Genomic DNA, 17238 nt, shown 5'->3' on the forward strand with positions numbered 1-17238 from the left:
AGTCCTGTGATCGGTTCGAGAATCGGTTCAACAAACGGGAACAGCCGCGCAGCACGGGCGCGGCAAGGCACCGGCCGGCGCGAACGTCCGGTCGGTGCAAGAAAAGGGGAGGGGGCGCGGCGCGGGCCGCGCAGGTTCAGGCGTCGGGCGCGGCGATGCGCAGCAGTGTGTCGCGGTCGCAGACCACCAGGCCGCCCGGCTCGATGCGGATGGCGTTCTCGCGTTCCATGGCCTTGAGTTCCTGGTTCACGCGCTGGCGCGAGGCGCCCAGCAACTGGGCCAGTTCCTCCTGCGCCAGGTGCAGGCCGATGCGGATCTCGCTGCCATCCGACAGGCTGGTCACGCCATAGCTGCGCACCAGGTGCAGCAGCTGCTTGGCCAGGCGCGCGCGCAGCGGCAGGGTGTTGAGGTCCTCGACCAGGCCGTAGAGCTGGCGGATGCGCCGTGCATGCAGGCGCAGCATGGCTTCCGAGAACTCCACATGCATGGACAGGATTTTCTTGAAGTCGGTCTTGGACACGCACAGCAGCGTGGTCTCGCCATGCGCATAGGCATCGTGCGTGCGCTTGTCCCCGTCCAGGATGGCCACGTCGCCGAACCAGATGCCCGGCTCCACGTAGTCCAGCGTGATCTGCTTGCCCGTGATCGAGGTCGAGCTTACGCGCACCGCACCCCGGGCGCAGGCGATCCATTCCTCGGGCGGTTCTCCGCGTGCGCAGATGAGCGTGCCATCTTTGAACCGTTTGACGTAAGCGCATCGAAGAATGTCGTGCCGAAGCGATGGAGAAAGTGATGAAAACCAGCGACCGGAATTGATCGCTTCACGTTCTTCGATGGTAAGAATCGGGTCGTCCATGGCCTGTCTTTTGCGTGACTGATGACGGTCACATTGTCGCGTGTGGGACCGCCGCGGCGCAGCATGCCGCCGGCGGGCCTGTCACTTCGGTGTCTGGGCCTGCCGAAAACGGGGCAGGGCGGCGAAAAAAAAGGCGACCCGTCGTGCATCGGGTCGCCGGCTTTGCAGGGCTTATGGCTCCTCGTGCGTGAGGCTCAGCCCCAGCGCGCCACGGCGGCGCAGCCAGGGGCTGGGGCGGTAGCGCGGATCGCCGTAGACGGTCTGCAGGTTGAACAGGATCTCCAGCATGTTGGTGGGCCCCCAGCGGTCGCCCATGGCCAGCGGGCCCATGGGATAGCCCAGGCCCAGGGTCACGGCCTTTTCCAGGTCGGCCGGGCTGCCGATGCCCTGCTGGCAGATGTCGCTGGCGATGTTGACGATGGAGCCCACCACGCGCTGCGTGACGAAGCCGCCGCTGTCGCGGATCACGCTCACGGCCTTGCCGTCGCTCGCAAAAAGCGCATGGGCGGCGTCGCACATGTCGGTGCGCGTGGCCGGCGTGGTGGCCAGCACGCGGCGGCGCGTGTCGGCGTCGGCGATCAGCATGTCGATGCCCATGGTGCGCGTGCAGTCCAGCCGCTCCACGGCAGCCACCGTGGTCACGTCCAGGCCCAGCGGCGCCACCAGGATCAAGGCCTGCTCGGTCGGTGCCTGCGCGGTTTCAATGCGCGCGCCCAGGCTCTTGAGCAACTGGTAGATCTCGTTGCGCCGGGCCGCGCGTGCCGACACCCAGACCGGTGGCAGCGTCTGCACCTGCGGCACGGCAGGCTCGGCAGGCTGCTCGGCGCGGCCTTCGGCATAGCGGTAAAAGCCCTGGCCGGTCTTGCGCCCCAGCAGGCCGGCCGCCACGCGCTGCGCGGCAATGGGGCTGGGGCGGTAGCGCGGCTCCTGGTAGTACTGGTGGTAGATGTGCTCCATCACGGCATGGGTGACATCCAGGCCGGTGAGATCCATCAGCTCGAACGGGCCGAGCTTGAATCCCACCTGCTCGCGCAGGATGCGGTCGATGGTGGCGAAGTCGGCAATGCCTTCCTGCACGATGCGCAGCGCCTCGGTCACATAGCCGCGGCCCAGGTGGTTGACCAGGAAGCCCGGCGTGTCCTGCGCACGCACGGGCGTGTGGCCGAAGCTGCGCGCGAACTGCGCCAGCGTGGCGCAGGTGGCCTCGTCCGTGGCCAGGCCGCGCACGATCTCCACCACCTTCATCAGCGGCGCCGGGTTGAAGAAGTGAAAGCCGGCAAAGCGCTGCGGGTGCTCGAGCGCCGTGGCCAGCGTGGTGATGGACAGGGCCGAGGTATTGCTGGCGATGAGGGTCCCGGGCGCAACGATGGCCTCCAGCTCGCGCAGCAGCGCCTGCTTGGCATCCATGCGCTCGACGATGGCCTCGATCACCAGGTCGCAGTTCCTGAACGCATCGAGACCGTCCGCCACCGTCACCCGGGCCTTGCAATCTGCGGCCTGCTCACTTGTTATTTTTTGTTTCTTCTCAAGCAGGTCCCACAGCGCAAACAGCTGTTGCTGCGCTTGCGCGGCAGCGCCCGGGCGAGCGTCCTGCAGCAGCACGCCGGCGCCTGCCTGGGCGGCCAGCTGGGCAATGCCTTGCCCCATGATGCCTGCGCCTATCAATCCGACGTTCCTGATAGGAGAAATGTTGTTTTGGATCATGTACATAGAGGAGGTGTCCTACAGGTGTCTATGCAAAAATGCAAGCGTTCAAAGAAAGGCTGATGTGAGAATTTGTAGCACCATTCTCGGCGTCGCCCTGTCCTCCATGGCCTGGAACGCGTCCGCATTGTCGTTGGGCAGTCCCCGGGGCAACGTGGTGCTGGGCGCTCCGTTCGACCTGGTGGTGGGCTTGCAGCCCGATAGCGGAAATGACGCCGGCAGCTCCTGCGTGCGCGCCGAGCTGCTGGCCGGTGACAGGCCCATCGAATCCTCGCGTGTGCGCGTCAGCCCGACCACATCGGGCAAGGCCGTTCGTGTGCAGGCCAGCTACACGGTGGACGAGCCCGTGGTGACGCTCAAGCTCTGGGCCGGCTGCGAAGGCGGCGGCATCAGCCGCAGCTACACGCTGCTGGCGCAGCTGCCCGAGTCGGTGGATGCCACGGGCAATCAGCCCATCAATGTGCGAGAGCTGGCGGCAGCCCAGCCGGCGCTGGCGGCCGCGGGCTCCGGTGCTGCAGGTGCAGCGGGGGCAGCGGGTGCCGGCTCCGACCCATCTTCGACTTCCTCCCGCCCGGCCGCTGGCCGCAGCGCCCGGGCCGATTCCAGGCCCGCAGCGGTGCCCGTTGCCAAGGAACCGAAACCCCAGTCCAAGCCAAAGACACAGCCAAGGCCCCAGGCCAAACCCAAGGCGGCGGCCGAGAAATCCAGGCCGCCCGTGGGCGTGACCGCCCAGGCCCAGGCCGGGCAGTTGCAGGCGGGCCTGCGCATAGAACCGCGCCTGCGCATGGAGCCGGTGGAGGAATGGCTGGGCACGGGCGGCACCCCGGGCGCCGCTGGCGCAGCCGGAACACCCGGGACACCCGAGGGCGGCGCCGCATCTGCGGCTCCCATGTTCGATGCGGGCAGCGAGCAGCTGGCCGAGGCCAACAAGCGCGTGCAGGCGCTGGAGGCCGAAATGGCGGCCTTCAAGAAGCGCGACACCGCCGACCGTGGGCAACTGGCCCAGCTACGGGCCGAACTGGAGGCCATGCGCCAGGAGTCGGGCGGCTCGTCGTGGCTGTTCAATGCGCTGCTGCTGGCGCTGATCGCCGCCGTGGCCGTGATCGCATGGATGGCCTGGAAAATGCGCTCGGGCGCCTCGCTGTTCTCGCGCGAGCCGGATGCCTGGCGGGAATCGGTGGAGCGTTCGTCGCAGGACCCCGTGCCGTCGAGCCCGCCGCATTCGCACGATGACGGGATCAACACCCTGCCGCATTCCCTGGACCCCCATCGGCCCACGCGGCCCATGGCACCCAGCCTGCGTGAACACCGGCCTGCGCCGTCGCCGGATGATCGCCGAGGCCCGGATACCCTGGCCTCGCCCTATGTGCAGCGCGGCGCGCAGATGCGCCCTGGCGTGACCTACGAGCTGCATGAGGACGTGGACCCCGGCGACTTCGGCCCGGCCACCATTCCCGTGCCTGTGTCCGTGCAGGCCGAGCTGCCCGAGCCGGAGGGCGAGAAGACCGCAGCGCGCTCGCCTGCGCCCGAGGCCATCAAGGCCCGGCGCATGGTGCAGCCCGGCGAAATGTTCGACGTGCAGCAGCAGGCGGAATTCTTCATCTCGGTGGGCGAGCACCAGCAGGCCATCGAGCTGCTGCGCTCGCACATCGCCACGCATGAGGATTCCTCGCCGCTGGCCTATCTGGAGCTGCTGCACCTGTACTACACGCTGAGCCGCCGAGACGACTTCGACCAGCTGCGCGCCCGCTTTGCCAAGCATTTCAACGCCCGCGTGCCGGCCATGCCGGGCTTCACCGACAAGGGCAGCAGCCTGCTGCAGGGCTATCCCGAGCAACTGGCACGCATCGAGGCGCTGTGGCCTGTGGACGAGGTCGAGGACTGCCTGGCGCACTACCTGTTCAAGCAGGACGGTGCACCCGACCCCGATGCGCCAGCCCCCTTCGACCTGGCCGCTTTCGATGACCTGCTGCTGCTGCTGTCCATCGCGCGCACCTCGCCCGCCGGAACGCGCGGCGAGCCCGGCCCGCGCGAGCGCACCACGCCGCGCATGGTGGCGGGCACGGCCGCAGCCGGCGCAGCCACGGCCGGCGCAGCCGTCCTCGCATCGGCCGCGGAACCCGCTCCCGCACCGGCCGCCGCTGCCGCCTTCATGGATGTGGATTGGATGGCCGAGCTGCAACCGCCTCCGGTAGAGGCCGCACCGCAGCAGGCTGCCTCTTCCCTGTCGCCGCAGGATCCGGGCCTGGAGTTCACGCCCATGGACACGCAGGCGCTGTCCGTGGTCTCCGGTACAGCCGGTGAGAAGGCTGCAGACAGCCGCGCGCCGGACTCCCTGTCCGCGCCGCTGCAGTTTGAAATGCAGCCGCTGGACTTCGACCTGGATCAGGCAGGCCAGCTGCCTGCCGGCCAGGTGCGTGCCGTTCCGCTGAGCGAGACGCCGTCCTTCATCCACGATGCGGCGGCACCGCTGCTGGACATAGACCTCACCGCGCTGGGCGAGGATGAACTGCCCACGGTGGACGTGCCTTCGCGCTTTCCGCCCGTGGTGCTGTCGGCGCCCGGCTCAGGCCCCGTGGGCTTCAGCGAGCACAATCTCAAGGCGCCGCTGAGCATGGATCTGGCGCTGGAGAACTGGGAACTGCAACCGCCCGAAACCCTTCGCGATCACCGCGGCCTGGACGAGCCCTTGAGCCGCTCGGTGGACATGCTGCTGTCGCGCGAGACCGACCCGGCCTTTCGGACCACGCCACAGGCTCCGTCGCCGCAGGGGGACGGCAAGGAGCCGTCCAAGGACTGAGCGGTGTGCATCGAAAAGAGAGCACGTCAGGCTGTGTAAATAGTCTGCCTGCTCGGGCTAGAAAGTGAATCGCCCCGGCATTCGTGGAGGTTAGTTGGTGTGATTCAGGCAGGTATGGCCTGACTGGCGCGCCACCGCAACGCGTTTGCCGTCAGACCTTGCGAGATAGCCGTAGACGTGAAAATTGCTGGTTCAGACGCGCCCGATCTGCGGTGCCAGGCTGGCATAGCGCTGCGTTCTGGTTGGCAAGAGTGCCGGATTGCGCAGACGCGCCGCACGGCGGCAGTAGCCCGAGGGGGCAATCTGCGAGGCCTTGCAGATCGGCTTGAACCCGAAGCGCTTGCACTGCTCGTCGATGAAGGTCCTCACTTTCAAGGACCATGCGCACGGGGCGCTCAACAACCTCGGTGGAGCATTTGAAGGAGCCTCCTCGATTCCTGGGGCGATTCAAGCCGGTTCACTTGCGAATGCTCCTATGCGTAGCGCTGGAAGATACCTTTTTGCGCCGCCATTGCGTAAGCGCTATCCCATCGCGCATGCTCAGGCCCAGCAAGGTGATATTCAACGCGCCAGCCGCCAGTTCTAGTGCCTGCACCGCATAGAACGCAATATCGAACTCGCCAGCCTTTGCCTTGGACGCAAGGAAAAATGCCGCCGGTATCAGTAACAGCACACCATTTGCAGCGATGAAGGGCATGCGTTTGAGTTTGGTATTGACCAACCCTTGTCGTCGCCCTTTCGATAGGAGGAAGCCGGAGCAGCCCGTGGCGGCAAGGGCTGGCACCAGCAGGATGAAGCCCCAGGGAATAGCCGTCTTGATGAAAATCATCGTGGCCTGGGAGGCGAATAATTCGGAAATGGCTGTTGAGAGCCAGAACGTTGCTATTGTGAGGATGGCGACCAGACCGGCAATCGGGTGAATAATTCTGAGCATCGTGTTTCTCTTTAGTGCTTGATAGCCAAGATTCCCAGCACCGATGCGGCCAATGCGAGGGCAATGCGGATATTGTGGAGTAGAAGCCAGGATTCGAGCATCGCGGCTACCTGATCAATCGCAACCACCTTGCTGGCGAAGGCGGTATTGATCTGCATGAAATAGGTAATTGTGAAGCCTAGGACAACGACGATGCAGGCGAGGGACGCAAGCCAAAGCCAGCGCGCAGCAGGTTTTTTCGAGTCGTACCAGAATGCGCCGACCAAGCCGATCAAGGTCGGGGCGACGACCAATGGAATTGCCCGCATGACTAGGCCGCTGTGCTGCGCAAACCAATCTAAGAACTCAGCGGGCGGCAAATTTTTCCAGTAGCCACCGAGGATGACGCCGATAGCGAGCATGACGCCCGCGAACATAGCCGGTCCAATAATCGCCAGAATTCTGAATAAGAGCTGCATTAATTTCTCCTGCCGTGATCCGGTATCGGGGGTTAAAAATGCCAGCCACGCCAGACATTCTGGAGCAGATGCGGGGTGGCGCGAAGGCGGACAATGGATAGGCCGAGAGCTTGCCGAGCTGGTGCAGGGTGTGGCCCTAGCTCCAGCGAGCTTTCCTCATCGCCTTCCGTGTTTCGGTGATGTAAATCCGTGATCGTTGCTTCCTGCCAGCATTACTTGCTCCAGGTGTAGTCATTGCGTTGTATTAACCGGTTGAGTTCACAATTGATGACGGATGCTGCCGTGAACCGGCCGACATCCAATAGTGATGGTTTCTAGTGTCGCGGCGTCAGACAATGACATAGCAAAGCGAGCCGCTCGGACAATATCCTCCGATTCAATCATTTGTTCTGGCGTCATGCCGCTGCCGGAGGCCATTTCGGTGTTCACTACGTCAGGGCAGATCACGGTCGTTCGAATGCCGTTCAATATCTCTTGTCGGGCAATTGAGCGGGTGTAGCCAACCAGTGCATGTTTACTCGCCGCATATCCGCCTACCGGTGCGAATGGCTCCATGCCTGCGATTGAGGCGACGGCGAAAATATGAGCCTTCTTTGCCTGCCGAAGATAAGGGAGACTGATTTTTGTGATATTATGGGCTGCCATTGTGTTGGTTCTGTACATGAGATCAAAATCGGCCAAGCTCAGATCTCCAGTGCCAAATCGGAAGATCCCAGCACAATGGATCAGTACGTCCAATCTCATTTCTTTTGAGAGCACCGCTTCAATCTGAGTTGCGGTGACTATATTGTCAGTTATATCGACTGTGATCGGAATGACTTTGGTTCCGTGCTCGTGCTTCAACTTTTCCGCAAGCTGCTCAAGCTTCTCCCCATCTCGCGCAACCGCGACAATATTGAAGCCATCTTCAGCAAATGCGCATGCTAGCGAATTTCCAATGCCACGGCTGGCCCCTGTTATTAGAGCTAAGGATTTCGCCATTTTCATTTCCTGTGTGGATGTGTGCTGGTTGAATGGTGGCCAAGATCCCCCGCTAAGTCGAGAATCTGGCTTCAAATTTGCAAAGCGACGGATGCAACTTGTAGCTCAGGGATCGTTCACGATGGCTGTCATATGCCTGATCGGTGAGCGCATCCTTAAACAACTTTGACGACTGCCAATGTGCCACGTTGACGAGGCCGTATTTGGCCGATGGATCACTAGATCGGAACAGCCTGGCATTTATAAAGCCCTCATGGGCAATCATGTGTTCCTTTGCTTTGTGCCACATGTCGAGCACAGCCGGGATATCTTCCTGCTGGATCTCGAATGGATTGATCAAGAAAACGTGTCCGCTGGCGGCGTCACTAAGTAATCCGATCTCGATATCGATATCGCACTCGACTCTGTCAGTCTCGAATTTCTGTTCCAACAGACGTGTCGGATGAAGCAGAAAATTTGCTCTCTGCTCGGGTGAATCGAACTTCAATATCGACAAATGGCTATAGTCCGCGTCTCGGATATCTTCGTTGAAAGAGTAAAGCTCCATAACAATGCCGGCGCTCATGGCATTAAGCTTGTTAGCTCGTGCGAGCCAGTAGTCCTTAAATTGCGCATTGCTTCGCACAATTTCAATAAGATAATTCATGCGCCGCTCTCCCCGAGAAGGTGCTTAGGTCCGATGCTCAAACGATGAGAAAAATAGAGGGCGAAATCATCTTTGAAGTCAGCGACAATTTCGCTGAATCGATTTGTGTGCGTTGCGTCGATAAGGTCGTTGGTTCGATTCCACTCTGCAATATTGATGAATTTCACTTCATCAGTGTCGGATTGATTTTGGTAGAGTGATGCCTTGACGTAGCCGGGCTGTGTCCGCATGTACGCGTTGCACTGGTTCCACATTTCTTTGTAGTTATTGACGCGCGCGTTCGTAATATAAATTACATCGAGCAATATGCATCGTTTTGTATCCGAGGAGAAAACATAGTCGTCCCCATCGATGAGTCTCATGGTATGGCCAAAGAAACTGACCTTTCCAGAGTGCAGAACCTCGATGATGGCGAGATCCTGCCGCGCTCGATCACGCGCTGCGATCCATGCGGACGCGGATGACCATTTGCAAAGGCTGGCAAACGCATACCGCGAACGTGTTTGATACTCCTGATCGACCTTGACCAGCTGAGCCCTGTCGAAACCATCACATCCCGAAAAATACGTCGCAATAAGGTTCCAGATGGCAACCGCTTCGGCAGGGTGGTCGCTTTGGATGAAGTCAAGTGCCATGATCATAAAGATTTCCCTGTTCTCACCGCATGCGGAGAATAAGTGTCGTCCTCGCCGGCATAGGTCGTGCGAGCGAAGCAAATTTGAAATTTTTCTTGATAGGGGGCGACGATGGCGTGGTAGTCTTCGCCGCCAAATATCGAGAGAAAAGCATCCTCCGATACCCATTCGGCCATGCTGATAAAGTGATACTCGCCCTGACCAGGCGCAATAGTCTGGAAGAGGGTTGCCGACATAAAGCCAAGCTTATCTTTCATCATCGTGGCCGTCTCAAGCCACATTTCGGCATTAGCGGGTGCTTCCTCGACGGAGATGCGATACGGGTTCACAATTATTATTCGCTCAGAGACGTCGCCGACAAAGCAAGGTCCGTGGCAGCGATCGACGGGCCTGAACAGATTTGCCGCTCCTAGCCCCTGGGCAACAGAATTGAATGCTATATCGTCAGGCGGTTCGTTAATAATTGCGATGCTGACTGCGGCGTACCCCGGAAGATTGACGCGTCTAAACACTTTCAGAAGGCAAGCGGCATCTATGCTTCTGGTTTTCAGAGCCTCATTGGTCTGCTCAAGCCAGCGCGAGGAGCATTCCTCGATCTGAGCTGATGTCAGTATCTCTATACGTGCAAGCGTCATTGGAGTTTTTGTTTCGAAGTCGAGGGAATTTCCGCCAACATCAATTCGCTGGTCGGACGAAAGGTAGTACTCACGATCTTGTGGAATGCAGGATTACGGAAAACGCATTGAAAGCTATTCAGGTCGGCCCAATGAGCTATGTTGACGAACCTAATCAGGTCGACGGCGTCGCATTCGCGGAAAAGGCGTGATGTGAAAAATCCTGGTTTTTCCTTAATGAATGACAAAGCGCGGTCGAACTGGTCCAGGAATTGGCTCTGATCGGCCGCTCGCATCAAGCACAAAGTCACCAGCAAGATGCTGGGCGCATCCGCCATGGGCCGCCCGCCATATCCACGCCTGATGATCTGGGTCCGAAAGTTGAGCGCTGCAGGCTGAGCAATGCTATTTCGACGGCTGCTGATCACCATCGCCTCATAGGTAGGCTGGGCGTAGCCCTGCAGCTCCAATCTCGCACTTGAGGCGATAACGATCAGTTGTCCTGCCCGATATGTGGATTCAGTCAAGCCAACCTCTGAGACGGATGCATAGAAGTCAAACGTACAAGGCACTGGTCAGAGCTCCCTTCTGCAACAGCTGTAATCGAGAAACCGCAGGGCCTAGCCAGGTTGCTGGCCAAACCTATACACCGGCAGCCTCTTGGGCTGCATCAATCAGATCGCCAACGGTGCTGATCCGGCCGTAGTCAATGTCTTTCAGCGCTTGAGCTGTTTGATTTTCGATTTCGAGGAGAATGAAAACCAACTCTGTAGAGTCAACCCCAAGGTCATCTGCCATAATACTTGCCCGCGTGATATCGACTTTCAACCCCTCGCTTTCGACAAGGGCCTTCAAGGCATTAATCACGATTGCTTCAATGGATACATGATCTTTCATGATGCGCTCCCATGCTCAATGATTAGGCTTGCGACTCCCCCACCCATGGCAGAGGCATTTATTACAATACGTTCAATCGAGACTGGTTGACCGATGAAATGCGGAGATTGCTGCTGCTTTTCAAGCATAAGGCAGCCAAACGCGATGTCGACTGCGCTTTCCGCACCGAAGGTGTGACCGATACGTTCTTTGGGGCGAGCCATAATCGACTTCGAGGCGATGTCGGCGATGGCCTCACGTTCAGCGTTCTCGACGCAATCGAGACCGCTTGCGTCCGAGATCACGATCTCCGGCTGACGGTTACCGATCACGGAACGCATCGTGCGGCGGAATGCATGAGCATCCGTGGGGTATCGGTCCGCCTTGCTCGGGCTGTTGGCCTGTGAGAAAGCGCCTATGCGGGCATAGATTCGGGCACCGCGCCGTCGCGCTGCCTCCTCCTCTTCGAGTACGAGGAATGTCGAGCCCTCAGAAATTCGAAACCCGTGTTTGCTGCCATCCACCCCGTGCGCTGATGGAACGAAGTCGAGGCCGGCATAGATAAAACCGGTGTTGGTGCTTTCAGTCCCACCAGCAATTGCCACATCAATGATACCTGAGCGGATCTTTGCTGCTGCTGCCGCTACAGATACGAGGCTACTCATTCGATCAGCCATATAGGTCTTACTGAAGCCCTTTAGACCGTGAAGGATGGTGATTTGTCCCTGAGGTGCAGTGGGAAACCAGCTGGTGGCTTGGAATGGGCTGACAGCTCGTGGACCCTGGAGATATAGTTTCCGCAACTCGCGTTCCGTGAATTGCCAGCCGCCAAAGCAGTTTCCGACAAACACGCCAGTTCTTTGCCTGTCGATTATCTCTTTATCTATCCCAGCATCTGCAATTGCTGACTGAGTTGCGATTAGAGCATAGCTTGTGAAAACGTCGATTTTTATGGCCGTTCGGCCTGAAATCTCTCCCTTGAATTCGGACGGGTCGATGCTGGCTCCGCTGATATTTTTTGAGACCTGCCTGAAAAGGCAGCTGGAATTTGATTGGGATGCCCAGAGATCTTCCTTGGTTCGTATGCCAGGTAAGATGACACCGATGCCCGTGATGACAGCACTACGCTCCATGGTTATGCAATCCTCTGCGTTAGGGGGTGATTTGCGAGATGATCAAGGCGCTATGAATTCCGGAGAAGCCACTTGCGTCCTTGAGAATATGTCCCAGCACCGCCGGCCGCCCCTTGCCGGGAACATAGTCGAGGTCACAGGCTGGGTCGGGCTGGTGCAGGTTGAGCGTCGGTGGAACCTCTTGGTGAACAATCGACTGTATAGATGCGACCAGCTCAATTGCATTGGCCGCCGCCAGAGCATGCCCTACGATCGACTTTATGGAGGTAACAGGTATGCGATATGCGTAGTCTCCGAATGTTCGCTTGATCGCATTGGTCTCGTTGATGTCATTCTGTGGCGTCGAACTTCCGTGAGCATTGACATGCGAAATCTCTGCGAAAGCAAACCCTGCATCGGCAAGACTCAAAACCATGGCCCGATGTAAATCCTCGCCATCAGGCTTGAGGTCTGTCATATGATGGGCGTTGCATGTCGACCCAAAACCAGAAATTTCCGCGAAAATATGCGCATCGCGAGCAATCGCGTGTTCCATATCTTCCAGAATGAATATTCCAGCGCCCTCGGCGAGTACAAAGCCGCTACGCGATGCATCATATGGCCGGGAGGCGGATTCGGGCTTGTCGTTCCGATCACTGGTAACGGCGCCGATGATATCGAAAGCACCGAGCGCGATAGGAGTTATCGGTGCATCTGATGCACCCGCGATGACAATGTCCGCATTGCCGGACCGGATCATATCCAACGCCTCGCCGACAGCATCAATACCGCCCGTGCAGCCCGTTGCCAATGTCGAGACCGGTCCGGATGCGCCGTAGCGACGGGCGATCTCCGTCGATGCGACGTGAAAGCCAAGGCCCGACAGCAGTACTGGTGACGCCTTTTCCGCATCGACGTCACCATGCCCGCCATCCGTGAGGTGCAGAAATTCTTCTTCCAGATACTTCGTCGCACCGATTGCGGTTGCAACGCAAACTCCGATACGATGAGGATCAAGCTTGTCGAAATCGAGCTTGGCCATATTGACTGCTTCCGAGGCAGCGGCCAGAGCGAACAGGACATAACGATCATATCCCGCTTGAGAAGCGGCAGAGACCTCGCAGTCTTCCTCGTCGAAGTACTCGACGATCCCGGCCACCTTGGCCTTGAACGGTGAAGTATCGAAAGTCGTGATGGGCCTCACACCACTTCTGCCATTGCACGTTTCGGTCCAGAAATCTTTAACATTGCATCCGTTGGGTGCAATGACACCCAGGCCCGTGACGGCCACACGCTTCTTTTTCATAAGCCCTCTTGAATTAGTAATTTCCAAGACCGCCGCAGACATTCATTGCCTGGGCCGTGATCCCGCGCGCCTGATCGGATGCCAAGTAGATAACCATACTGGCGACCTCGCCGGGTTCGATGTACCGTCCGAGCGGCACACGTTCCTCAATCTGTCGCTTGGCTTCCTCGGGGGTGATGCTCCAGAGCTTCGCGTAGTTTTGACGGACAGTCGCGGCCATCTCGGTTTCGACAAAGCCCGGGCACACTGCATTGACGGTGATGTCCGCCCTTTTGCGCGCGAGCTCCAATCCAAGTGCTTTGGTGAACCCAATAACACCATGCTTCGAAGCACTATAGGGGGCACCATGCACAACTCCTTGCTTGCCCCCTGTTGAAGCAATATTGATGATGGCACCGCCAGCGCCCATTGCCTTGGACCTGAGGATTTCTTTCGTTACGAAGAAAACAGAATTCAGATTTGTATTGATAACAGATAACCATAACTCATTATCGATATTCTCCGTCACACCGCCGCCGCTGCGACCCGCGCAGTTCACGAGAACCTTGATAGGACCAAATTTTTCGACAGCGGACGATGTCATTTGGGTAATTTCATCGGAATCTGTTACATCGCATCGTATTCCGATTACCTCCCGACCATTCCCAGAGAGCTGTTTCACGGCGGCATCGAGATTGGACTGACTACGCCCGACGATTGCAACGTTGTAGCCTGCGTTTACGAGGCTATGCGCTATCGATAAGCCAATGCCGCGGCTTCCGCCAGTCACGATTGCATTACGCATTTAATCTGCCTTCCAACCTTGCTTTGATGGCCTTCATAGTGCCGAAACTATTAAGATTGATCGCGGTTTCGATCTTTTGCTTGGCCTCGTTCCGCGATCCTTTCGCGGCCCAGAGTAAAGGATTGAGTAGTACCTCATGGTACGAGGTGACCGCTATCCCAGAGCCTTCGTTCACGGACGAAAATGTCCACGAACCACGATGTTCCAGGAGAGCCTCTGGGGGAGAGGGTTGGAAGTATGAAATCGCGTCGGCATCTTTCCTGCGAATGCTCCGAATCTCTTCAGTCCCATTGGCAACATTTAAGCTCATAACAAATTCTTGGTTCACGCTATCGGAATAAATCATTCTTATATTCGAACAGTGCGGTAGCAAGGTCGGCCATTCTTCTGCGTCCCAGATCAGGTCTAGAATGAGGTTTTTGGGGGCATGGAGAATCATGGTCTCCGAGAAACTGTGATGCCAGGCTTTCTGATCCAAGTGCTTTGCAATTGCAGATAGCTCGCGGTTGCTGTTTACCTCGATACTCCGTTCCATGAATTGCATGGCTTGTTCTTTGGTCTCGACTTCAGGAACGAATCCTTTCACCTGATCTGCGATTTCGAATTCATGCATCAGGCTAATCTTGCAGCCTTTGGGGAGCGGATCGAAGGTCCAGGAGCCCACCATCGACTTGACCAATGGTGAAGGTTTATTTTGGCGGAATTTGATTAAGCGACGCTTGCGATCAATCTGCCGGATCGACTGCCAGGATAGGATTTGACCGTTGGCCCGAGCTGTTAGTGTGATAGCCTGCTCCGTCTCCGTTTCCGAAAGGACGTCGGCTTCCAGACAGGGAGGGAAAATTTCGGGCCATTTAGCAACGTTGAGGCCTACCTGAAACGCTTCCTCAGGCGAATGGCAGATGGAAATACTATGTTCCGTTTTCATTAAACTTGACCTCTCCCTACAGGTAGTATGTGGTTTGGAGTTGCTTGTTACTCCGACGCTTCTGAAGAATCGATAACCCGCTGACGGCGATTACGAAAGAAGGAGGCGCCGTCTTTGGCGCCCAAAATGATGAGGGGCAGATTTGTTGCGCCGGTAAGAATCTATATTCTCGGGATGATAGTGAGCGTCGGACCGAAATCCTCAATCCCCGGGGATTTGCAACTGAGATTATTTTTTTCCACATGCCTATCACTTGGCAAGTCCTTTTTGGAAAATCAGAGTTATCCTAGGAATTGTAGGTATACGCTCAGATGCCGTCTTTCAGGATTATTGGGCATCGTCCTGATTTGGCGAATGCGAGGTAGCTCGCACGCTAAAGAAGGTCTGCACGAATCCATGCGAGACGTGCTTGCGTTGAGCGACGACGACCATACTCACCCCCATGAAGAAAATCAGCCTGACCCAGCCGCAGTCCAACAAACGCACACACAAGCGTGAGTGCTTGGAATCGATGGATCAAGTGGTGCCATGAGCAGGCCTGGTCGCTCTCATCGAGCCGTACTCCAAGGAGGCAGGCCGCTGCGGCGCCCTCCAGTTTGGTTGTTGATCGTGCGCTTGGCCGGCACATAACACCGTATGCCCTGGGCTTGCAGTGCGGTGATCTGTGCTCCATTGGCATAGCCCGCATCAGAGGTGCAGGGTGCTAGCAGTACATCGCTTGCGGCTTGGGCCATTGGCTGGATCTGCCTCTGATCGTTGGCATCGGCACAGCCCTCGTGGGCCACTATCAGGTAGCTCTCGGCCTCCACAGCGGTCGGCAGGATGTAGCCCGGCGCACTGTTGAGGCTTTGCATGACCCGGGCATCGGACTCGATGGTGATGTACATGGTCTTGCCACTGGCGGCCAGGGCCTTTGCCTAGCCTGCAGTTGCCTCGCTGTTGGCCTGCAGTTGTGCCAAAGCCTTGCACACACGAATGCCCAGGCGTTGACGTCTCCTGCCGGTCCGATTCTTCGAGTAAGGCGAGGTATCTGTCCATCTGCTGGGCATTGCACTGGGCTTTTTGTGCCAGGCCCGGCGCGGGCCGACGATGGCTTTGCTTGAGGCGACGGCCTGTACCTTGCAGCCGTCGATGGCCACAGTCGTCGGGGCGATCAAGCACTGCGTGCGGGCGAGCTGCACGAAGGCAGCACTGGTGGAAACCAATGCCTGCAGATTGCCTCGGCGGAATTCGGCGAGGGTCTTGTAGTCTGGAGCCAGGCGAGCGAGCGGCCACATGCACTGGGCGTTGTGGTGGCACTCGCGCTTCAAAGAGCGAAAGGGACGTGTCGCGTTGAGATAGCCCTGGAGATAGAGCCGCAGCAGATCGGCAGGGTCGTATGGGGCGCGCCCATGCGCTGGGGGATGGACTTTGCAAAGCCCAGATAAGCCATAGGTAAAGCGGCAATCCAGCCGTCGATGACGCGGACAAGGGCATCTGGCGCGACAAACTCATCGAGCTTTACTGGTAACAGGGCGGCTTGTAGCGGCTCTCTCCACTGCGGCGGCGGTAGAGCTGCTCCACAAACAACGATGCCCTCCAGGCTAACTCCTGGAGGGCATCGCGACTAGGACAGCTGAAGACTTTTTACACAGCCTGACATGCTCCCTTTTTGCCTTGGCACTTGGCCAGTACCTCAGTCCGCAGCCTGCATGCTTGCGAGCAACTGCTGCGCCGCCGCTTCCGGGTCCTCGGCATTGACCAGTGCCCGCACCACGGCCACCGAGCCCACGCCAGTGGCGCGTACGGCCGGGAACTGGTCGGCCGAGATGCCGCCGATGGCCACCAGCGGATAGCGCTGCATCAGGCGCACATAGGCGCCCAGGCGCGCCAGGCCCTGCGGAGCCGTGGCCATTTTCTTGAGCGTGGTGGGAAAGACGGCGCCCAGCGCGATGTAGCTGGGCTGCACGGCATGGGCGCGCACCATTTCGGCGTAGCCATGCGTGCTCACGCCCAGGCGCAGGCCCGAGGCGTGGATGGCCTGCAGGTCGGCGCCGGCCAGCGCGTCCAGGTCCTCCTGGCCCACATGCACGCCATAGGCGCCGGCATCGATGGCCTCGCGCCAGTGGTCGTTGATGAAGAGCAGGGCGCCCGTGCCTTCCACGGCGGCCACGGCGGCGCGCACTTCGCGCGCGATGGCGTCGCGGTCCTCGGACTTGAAGCGCAGCTGCACGGTGGGCACACCGGCGCGGGCCATGCGGCCCACCCATTGCGCATCGGGCAGCACGCCGTAAAGGCCCAGGGACCTTGGGCACCCCGGGAAGGCCAGTGCGGGATCGGCGCCCTCCAGGCCGAAGTCGCGCGGATCGTCGGGCCATAGCGTGGCCTCGAAGCGGCCCCTGCGCAGCGTCTGCGCTTGCCAGGCGCAGGCCAGCGTCTCGGCGTCGATGGCGATGAAACCCAGGGCGCTGCAGGCCTGCAGCGCCGCAAGATAGGCCGGCTCCTGGCGCTGTGCCTGCGGCACGGGCTGCGAGGGCAGGGCGGAGCCTTCAGGGGCAAAGGTGGCGCCGTGCAGGCGCACGATGGCATCTGCCCAGGATTGGATGGAGTCGTTGCTCATGGCCG

19 protein-coding genes are annotated in these 17238 nt (G+C 59.1%); 1 reads left to right on the plus strand and 18 read right to left on the minus strand.

Features of this window, described 5'->3' with window-relative positions; all coding sequences use genetic code 11:
- Positions 1-136 precede the first annotated feature (136 nt).
- Positions 137-856: a Crp/Fnr family transcriptional regulator gene (locus ACN20X_RS15365; RefSeq protein ID WP_012205125.1), complete on the minus strand. Its 720-nt coding sequence runs from the start codon at positions 854-856 to the stop codon at positions 137-139.
- Between the two features lie 171 nt (positions 857-1027).
- The gene (locus tag ACN20X_RS15370; protein ID WP_016452927.1) at positions 1028-2566 is read right to left on the minus strand and encodes a 3-hydroxyacyl-CoA dehydrogenase; all 1539 of its coding nucleotides are present in this window, start codon (positions 2564-2566) and stop codon (positions 1028-1030) included.
- Positions 2567-2687: 121 nt separating this feature from the next.
- Between ACN20X_RS15370 and ACN20X_RS15375 the strand changes: the two genes are divergently transcribed.
- Complete coding sequence (locus tag ACN20X_RS15375; protein WP_227469638.1) at positions 2688-5360, plus strand: type IV pilus assembly protein FimV; 2673 nt, start codon at positions 2688-2690, stop codon at positions 5358-5360.
- A 192-nt stretch (positions 5361-5552) separates the two neighbouring features.
- Here ACN20X_RS15375 and ACN20X_RS15380 read toward each other — a convergent pair whose 3' ends face one another.
- From ACN20X_RS15380 to thiE, 16 genes are all read right to left on the minus strand, one after another.
- Positions 5553-5735 (minus strand): hypothetical protein, encoded by a 183-nt coding sequence (locus tag ACN20X_RS15380; protein ID WP_126312211.1) that lies wholly within the window; start codon positions 5733-5735, stop codon positions 5553-5555.
- Positions 5736-5817: 82 nt separating this feature from the next.
- Positions 5818-6294 carry a hypothetical protein gene (locus ACN20X_RS15385; protein WP_016452925.1) on the minus strand — a complete coding sequence of 159 codons (477 nt, stop codon included), beginning with the start codon at positions 6292-6294 and terminating at the stop codon, positions 5818-5820.
- An 11-nt stretch (positions 6295-6305) separates the two neighbouring features.
- Positions 6306-6752 (minus strand): anthrone oxygenase family protein, encoded by a 447-nt coding sequence (locus tag ACN20X_RS15390; RefSeq protein WP_016446723.1) that lies wholly within the window; start codon positions 6750-6752, stop codon positions 6306-6308.
- 258 nt (positions 6753-7010) lie between these two features.
- A complete protein-coding gene (locus ACN20X_RS15395; RefSeq protein WP_016446724.1) occupies positions 7011-7733 on the minus strand; it encodes an SDR family oxidoreductase in 723 nt (240 codons plus the stop codon).
- A gap of 52 nt (positions 7734-7785) precedes the next feature.
- Positions 7786-8379, minus strand: a complete 594-nt coding sequence (locus ACN20X_RS15400) for an antibiotic biosynthesis monooxygenase family protein (protein WP_016446725.1) — start codon at positions 8377-8379, stop codon at positions 7786-7788.
- Positions 8376-9020, minus strand: a complete 645-nt coding sequence (locus ACN20X_RS15405; protein WP_016452924.1) for a hypothetical protein — start codon at positions 9018-9020, stop codon at positions 8376-8378. Before ACN20X_RS15405 ends, ACN20X_RS15400 begins: the two co-directional genes overlap by 4 nt.
- A complete protein-coding gene (locus ACN20X_RS15410; protein WP_016446727.1) occupies positions 9017-9649 on the minus strand; it encodes an antibiotic biosynthesis monooxygenase family protein in 633 nt (210 codons plus the stop codon). Before ACN20X_RS15410 ends, ACN20X_RS15405 begins: the two co-directional genes overlap by 4 nt.
- A complete protein-coding gene (locus tag ACN20X_RS15415; protein WP_126312208.1) occupies positions 9646-10155 on the minus strand; it encodes an antibiotic biosynthesis monooxygenase family protein in 510 nt (169 codons plus the stop codon). Before ACN20X_RS15415 ends, ACN20X_RS15410 begins: the two co-directional genes overlap by 4 nt.
- 115 nt (positions 10156-10270) lie before the next feature.
- Entirely contained in the window at positions 10271-10525 is a 255-nt protein-coding gene (locus ACN20X_RS15420; RefSeq protein ID WP_016446728.1) for an acyl carrier protein, read from the minus strand.
- Complete coding sequence (locus ACN20X_RS15425; RefSeq protein ID WP_016446729.1) at positions 10522-11637, minus strand: beta-ketoacyl synthase N-terminal-like domain-containing protein; 1116 nt, start codon at positions 11635-11637, stop codon at positions 10522-10524. Before ACN20X_RS15425 ends, ACN20X_RS15420 begins: the two co-directional genes overlap by 4 nt.
- 19 nt (positions 11638-11656) lie before the next feature.
- Positions 11657-12922: a beta-ketoacyl-[acyl-carrier-protein] synthase family protein gene (locus ACN20X_RS15430; RefSeq protein WP_016452923.1), complete on the minus strand. Its 1266-nt coding sequence runs from the start codon at positions 12920-12922 to the stop codon at positions 11657-11659.
- Positions 12923-12935: 13 nt separating this feature from the next.
- Positions 12936-13706, minus strand: a complete 771-nt coding sequence (locus ACN20X_RS15435) for an SDR family NAD(P)-dependent oxidoreductase (RefSeq protein WP_016452922.1) — start codon at positions 13704-13706, stop codon at positions 12936-12938.
- Positions 13699-14634, minus strand: a complete 936-nt coding sequence (locus tag ACN20X_RS15440; RefSeq protein ID WP_473209553.1) for an aromatase/cyclase — start codon at positions 14632-14634, stop codon at positions 13699-13701. Before ACN20X_RS15440 ends, ACN20X_RS15435 begins: the two co-directional genes overlap by 8 nt.
- A 548-nt stretch (positions 14635-15182) precedes the next feature.
- Positions 15183-15521, minus strand: a complete 339-nt coding sequence (locus tag ACN20X_RS15445) for a hypothetical protein (protein WP_016446733.1) — start codon at positions 15519-15521, stop codon at positions 15183-15185.
- Positions 15522-15551: 30 nt separating this feature from the next.
- Positions 15552-16085, minus strand: a complete 534-nt coding sequence (locus ACN20X_RS15450; protein ID WP_080649910.1) for a transposase — start codon at positions 16083-16085, stop codon at positions 15552-15554.
- A 224-nt stretch (positions 16086-16309) separates the two neighbouring features.
- Entirely contained in the window at positions 16310-17233 is a 924-nt protein-coding gene (gene thiE, locus ACN20X_RS15455; protein WP_016452921.1) for a thiamine phosphate synthase, read from the minus strand.
- Positions 17234-17238 lie beyond the last annotated feature (5 nt).

The sequence above is a fragment of the Delftia sp. PX-1 genome (assembly GCF_055797465.1).

Bases quoted from the DNA above. Each gene is read 5' to 3' on its own strand.
- ACN20X_RS15365 (WP_012205125.1), bottom strand. From the start codon at position 856: ATGGACGACCCGATTCTTACCATCGAAGAACGTGAAGCGATCAATTCC.
- ACN20X_RS15370 (WP_016452927.1), bottom strand. From the start codon at position 2,566: ATGTACATGATCCAAAACAACATTTCTCCTATCAGGAACGTCGGATTG.
- ACN20X_RS15385 (WP_016452925.1), bottom strand. From the start codon at position 6,294: ATGCTCAGAATTATTCACCCGATTGCCGGTCTGGTCGCCATCCTCACA.
- ACN20X_RS15390 (WP_016446723.1), bottom strand. From the start codon at position 6,752: ATGCAGCTCTTATTCAGAATTCTGGCGATTATTGGACCGGCTATGTTC.
- ACN20X_RS15395 (WP_016446724.1), bottom strand. From the start codon at position 7,733: ATGGCGAAATCCTTAGCTCTAATAACAGGGGCCAGCCGTGGCATTGGA.
- ACN20X_RS15400 (WP_016446725.1), bottom strand. From the start codon at position 8,379: ATGAATTATCTTATTGAAATTGTGCGAAGCAATGCGCAATTTAAGGAC.
- ACN20X_RS15405 (WP_016452924.1), bottom strand. From the start codon at position 9,020: ATGATCATGGCACTTGACTTCATCCAAAGCGACCACCCTGCCGAAGCG.
- ACN20X_RS15410 (WP_016446727.1), bottom strand. From the start codon at position 9,649: ATGACGCTTGCACGTATAGAGATACTGACATCAGCTCAGATCGAGGAA.
- ACN20X_RS15420 (WP_016446728.1), bottom strand. From the start codon at position 10,525: ATGAAAGATCATGTATCCATTGAAGCAATCGTGATTAATGCCTTGAAG.
- ACN20X_RS15425 (WP_016446729.1), bottom strand. From the start codon at position 11,637: ATGGAGCGTAGTGCTGTCATCACGGGCATCGGTGTCATCTTACCTGGC.
- ACN20X_RS15430 (WP_016452923.1), bottom strand. From the start codon at position 12,922: ATGAAAAAGAAGCGTGTGGCCGTCACGGGCCTGGGTGTCATTGCACCC.
- ACN20X_RS15435 (WP_016452922.1), bottom strand. From the start codon at position 13,706: ATGCGTAATGCAATCGTGACTGGCGGAAGCCGCGGCATTGGCTTATCG.
- ACN20X_RS15440 (WP_473209553.1), bottom strand. From the start codon at position 14,634: ATGAAAACGGAACATAGTATTTCCATCTGCCATTCGCCTGAGGAAGCG.
- ACN20X_RS15445 (WP_016446733.1), bottom strand. From the start codon at position 15,521: ATGTACATCACCATCGAGTCCGATGCCCGGGTCATGCAAAGCCTCAAC.
- thiE (WP_016452921.1), bottom strand. From the start codon at position 17,233: ATGAGCAACGACTCCATCCAATCCTGGGCAGATGCCATCGTGCGCCTG.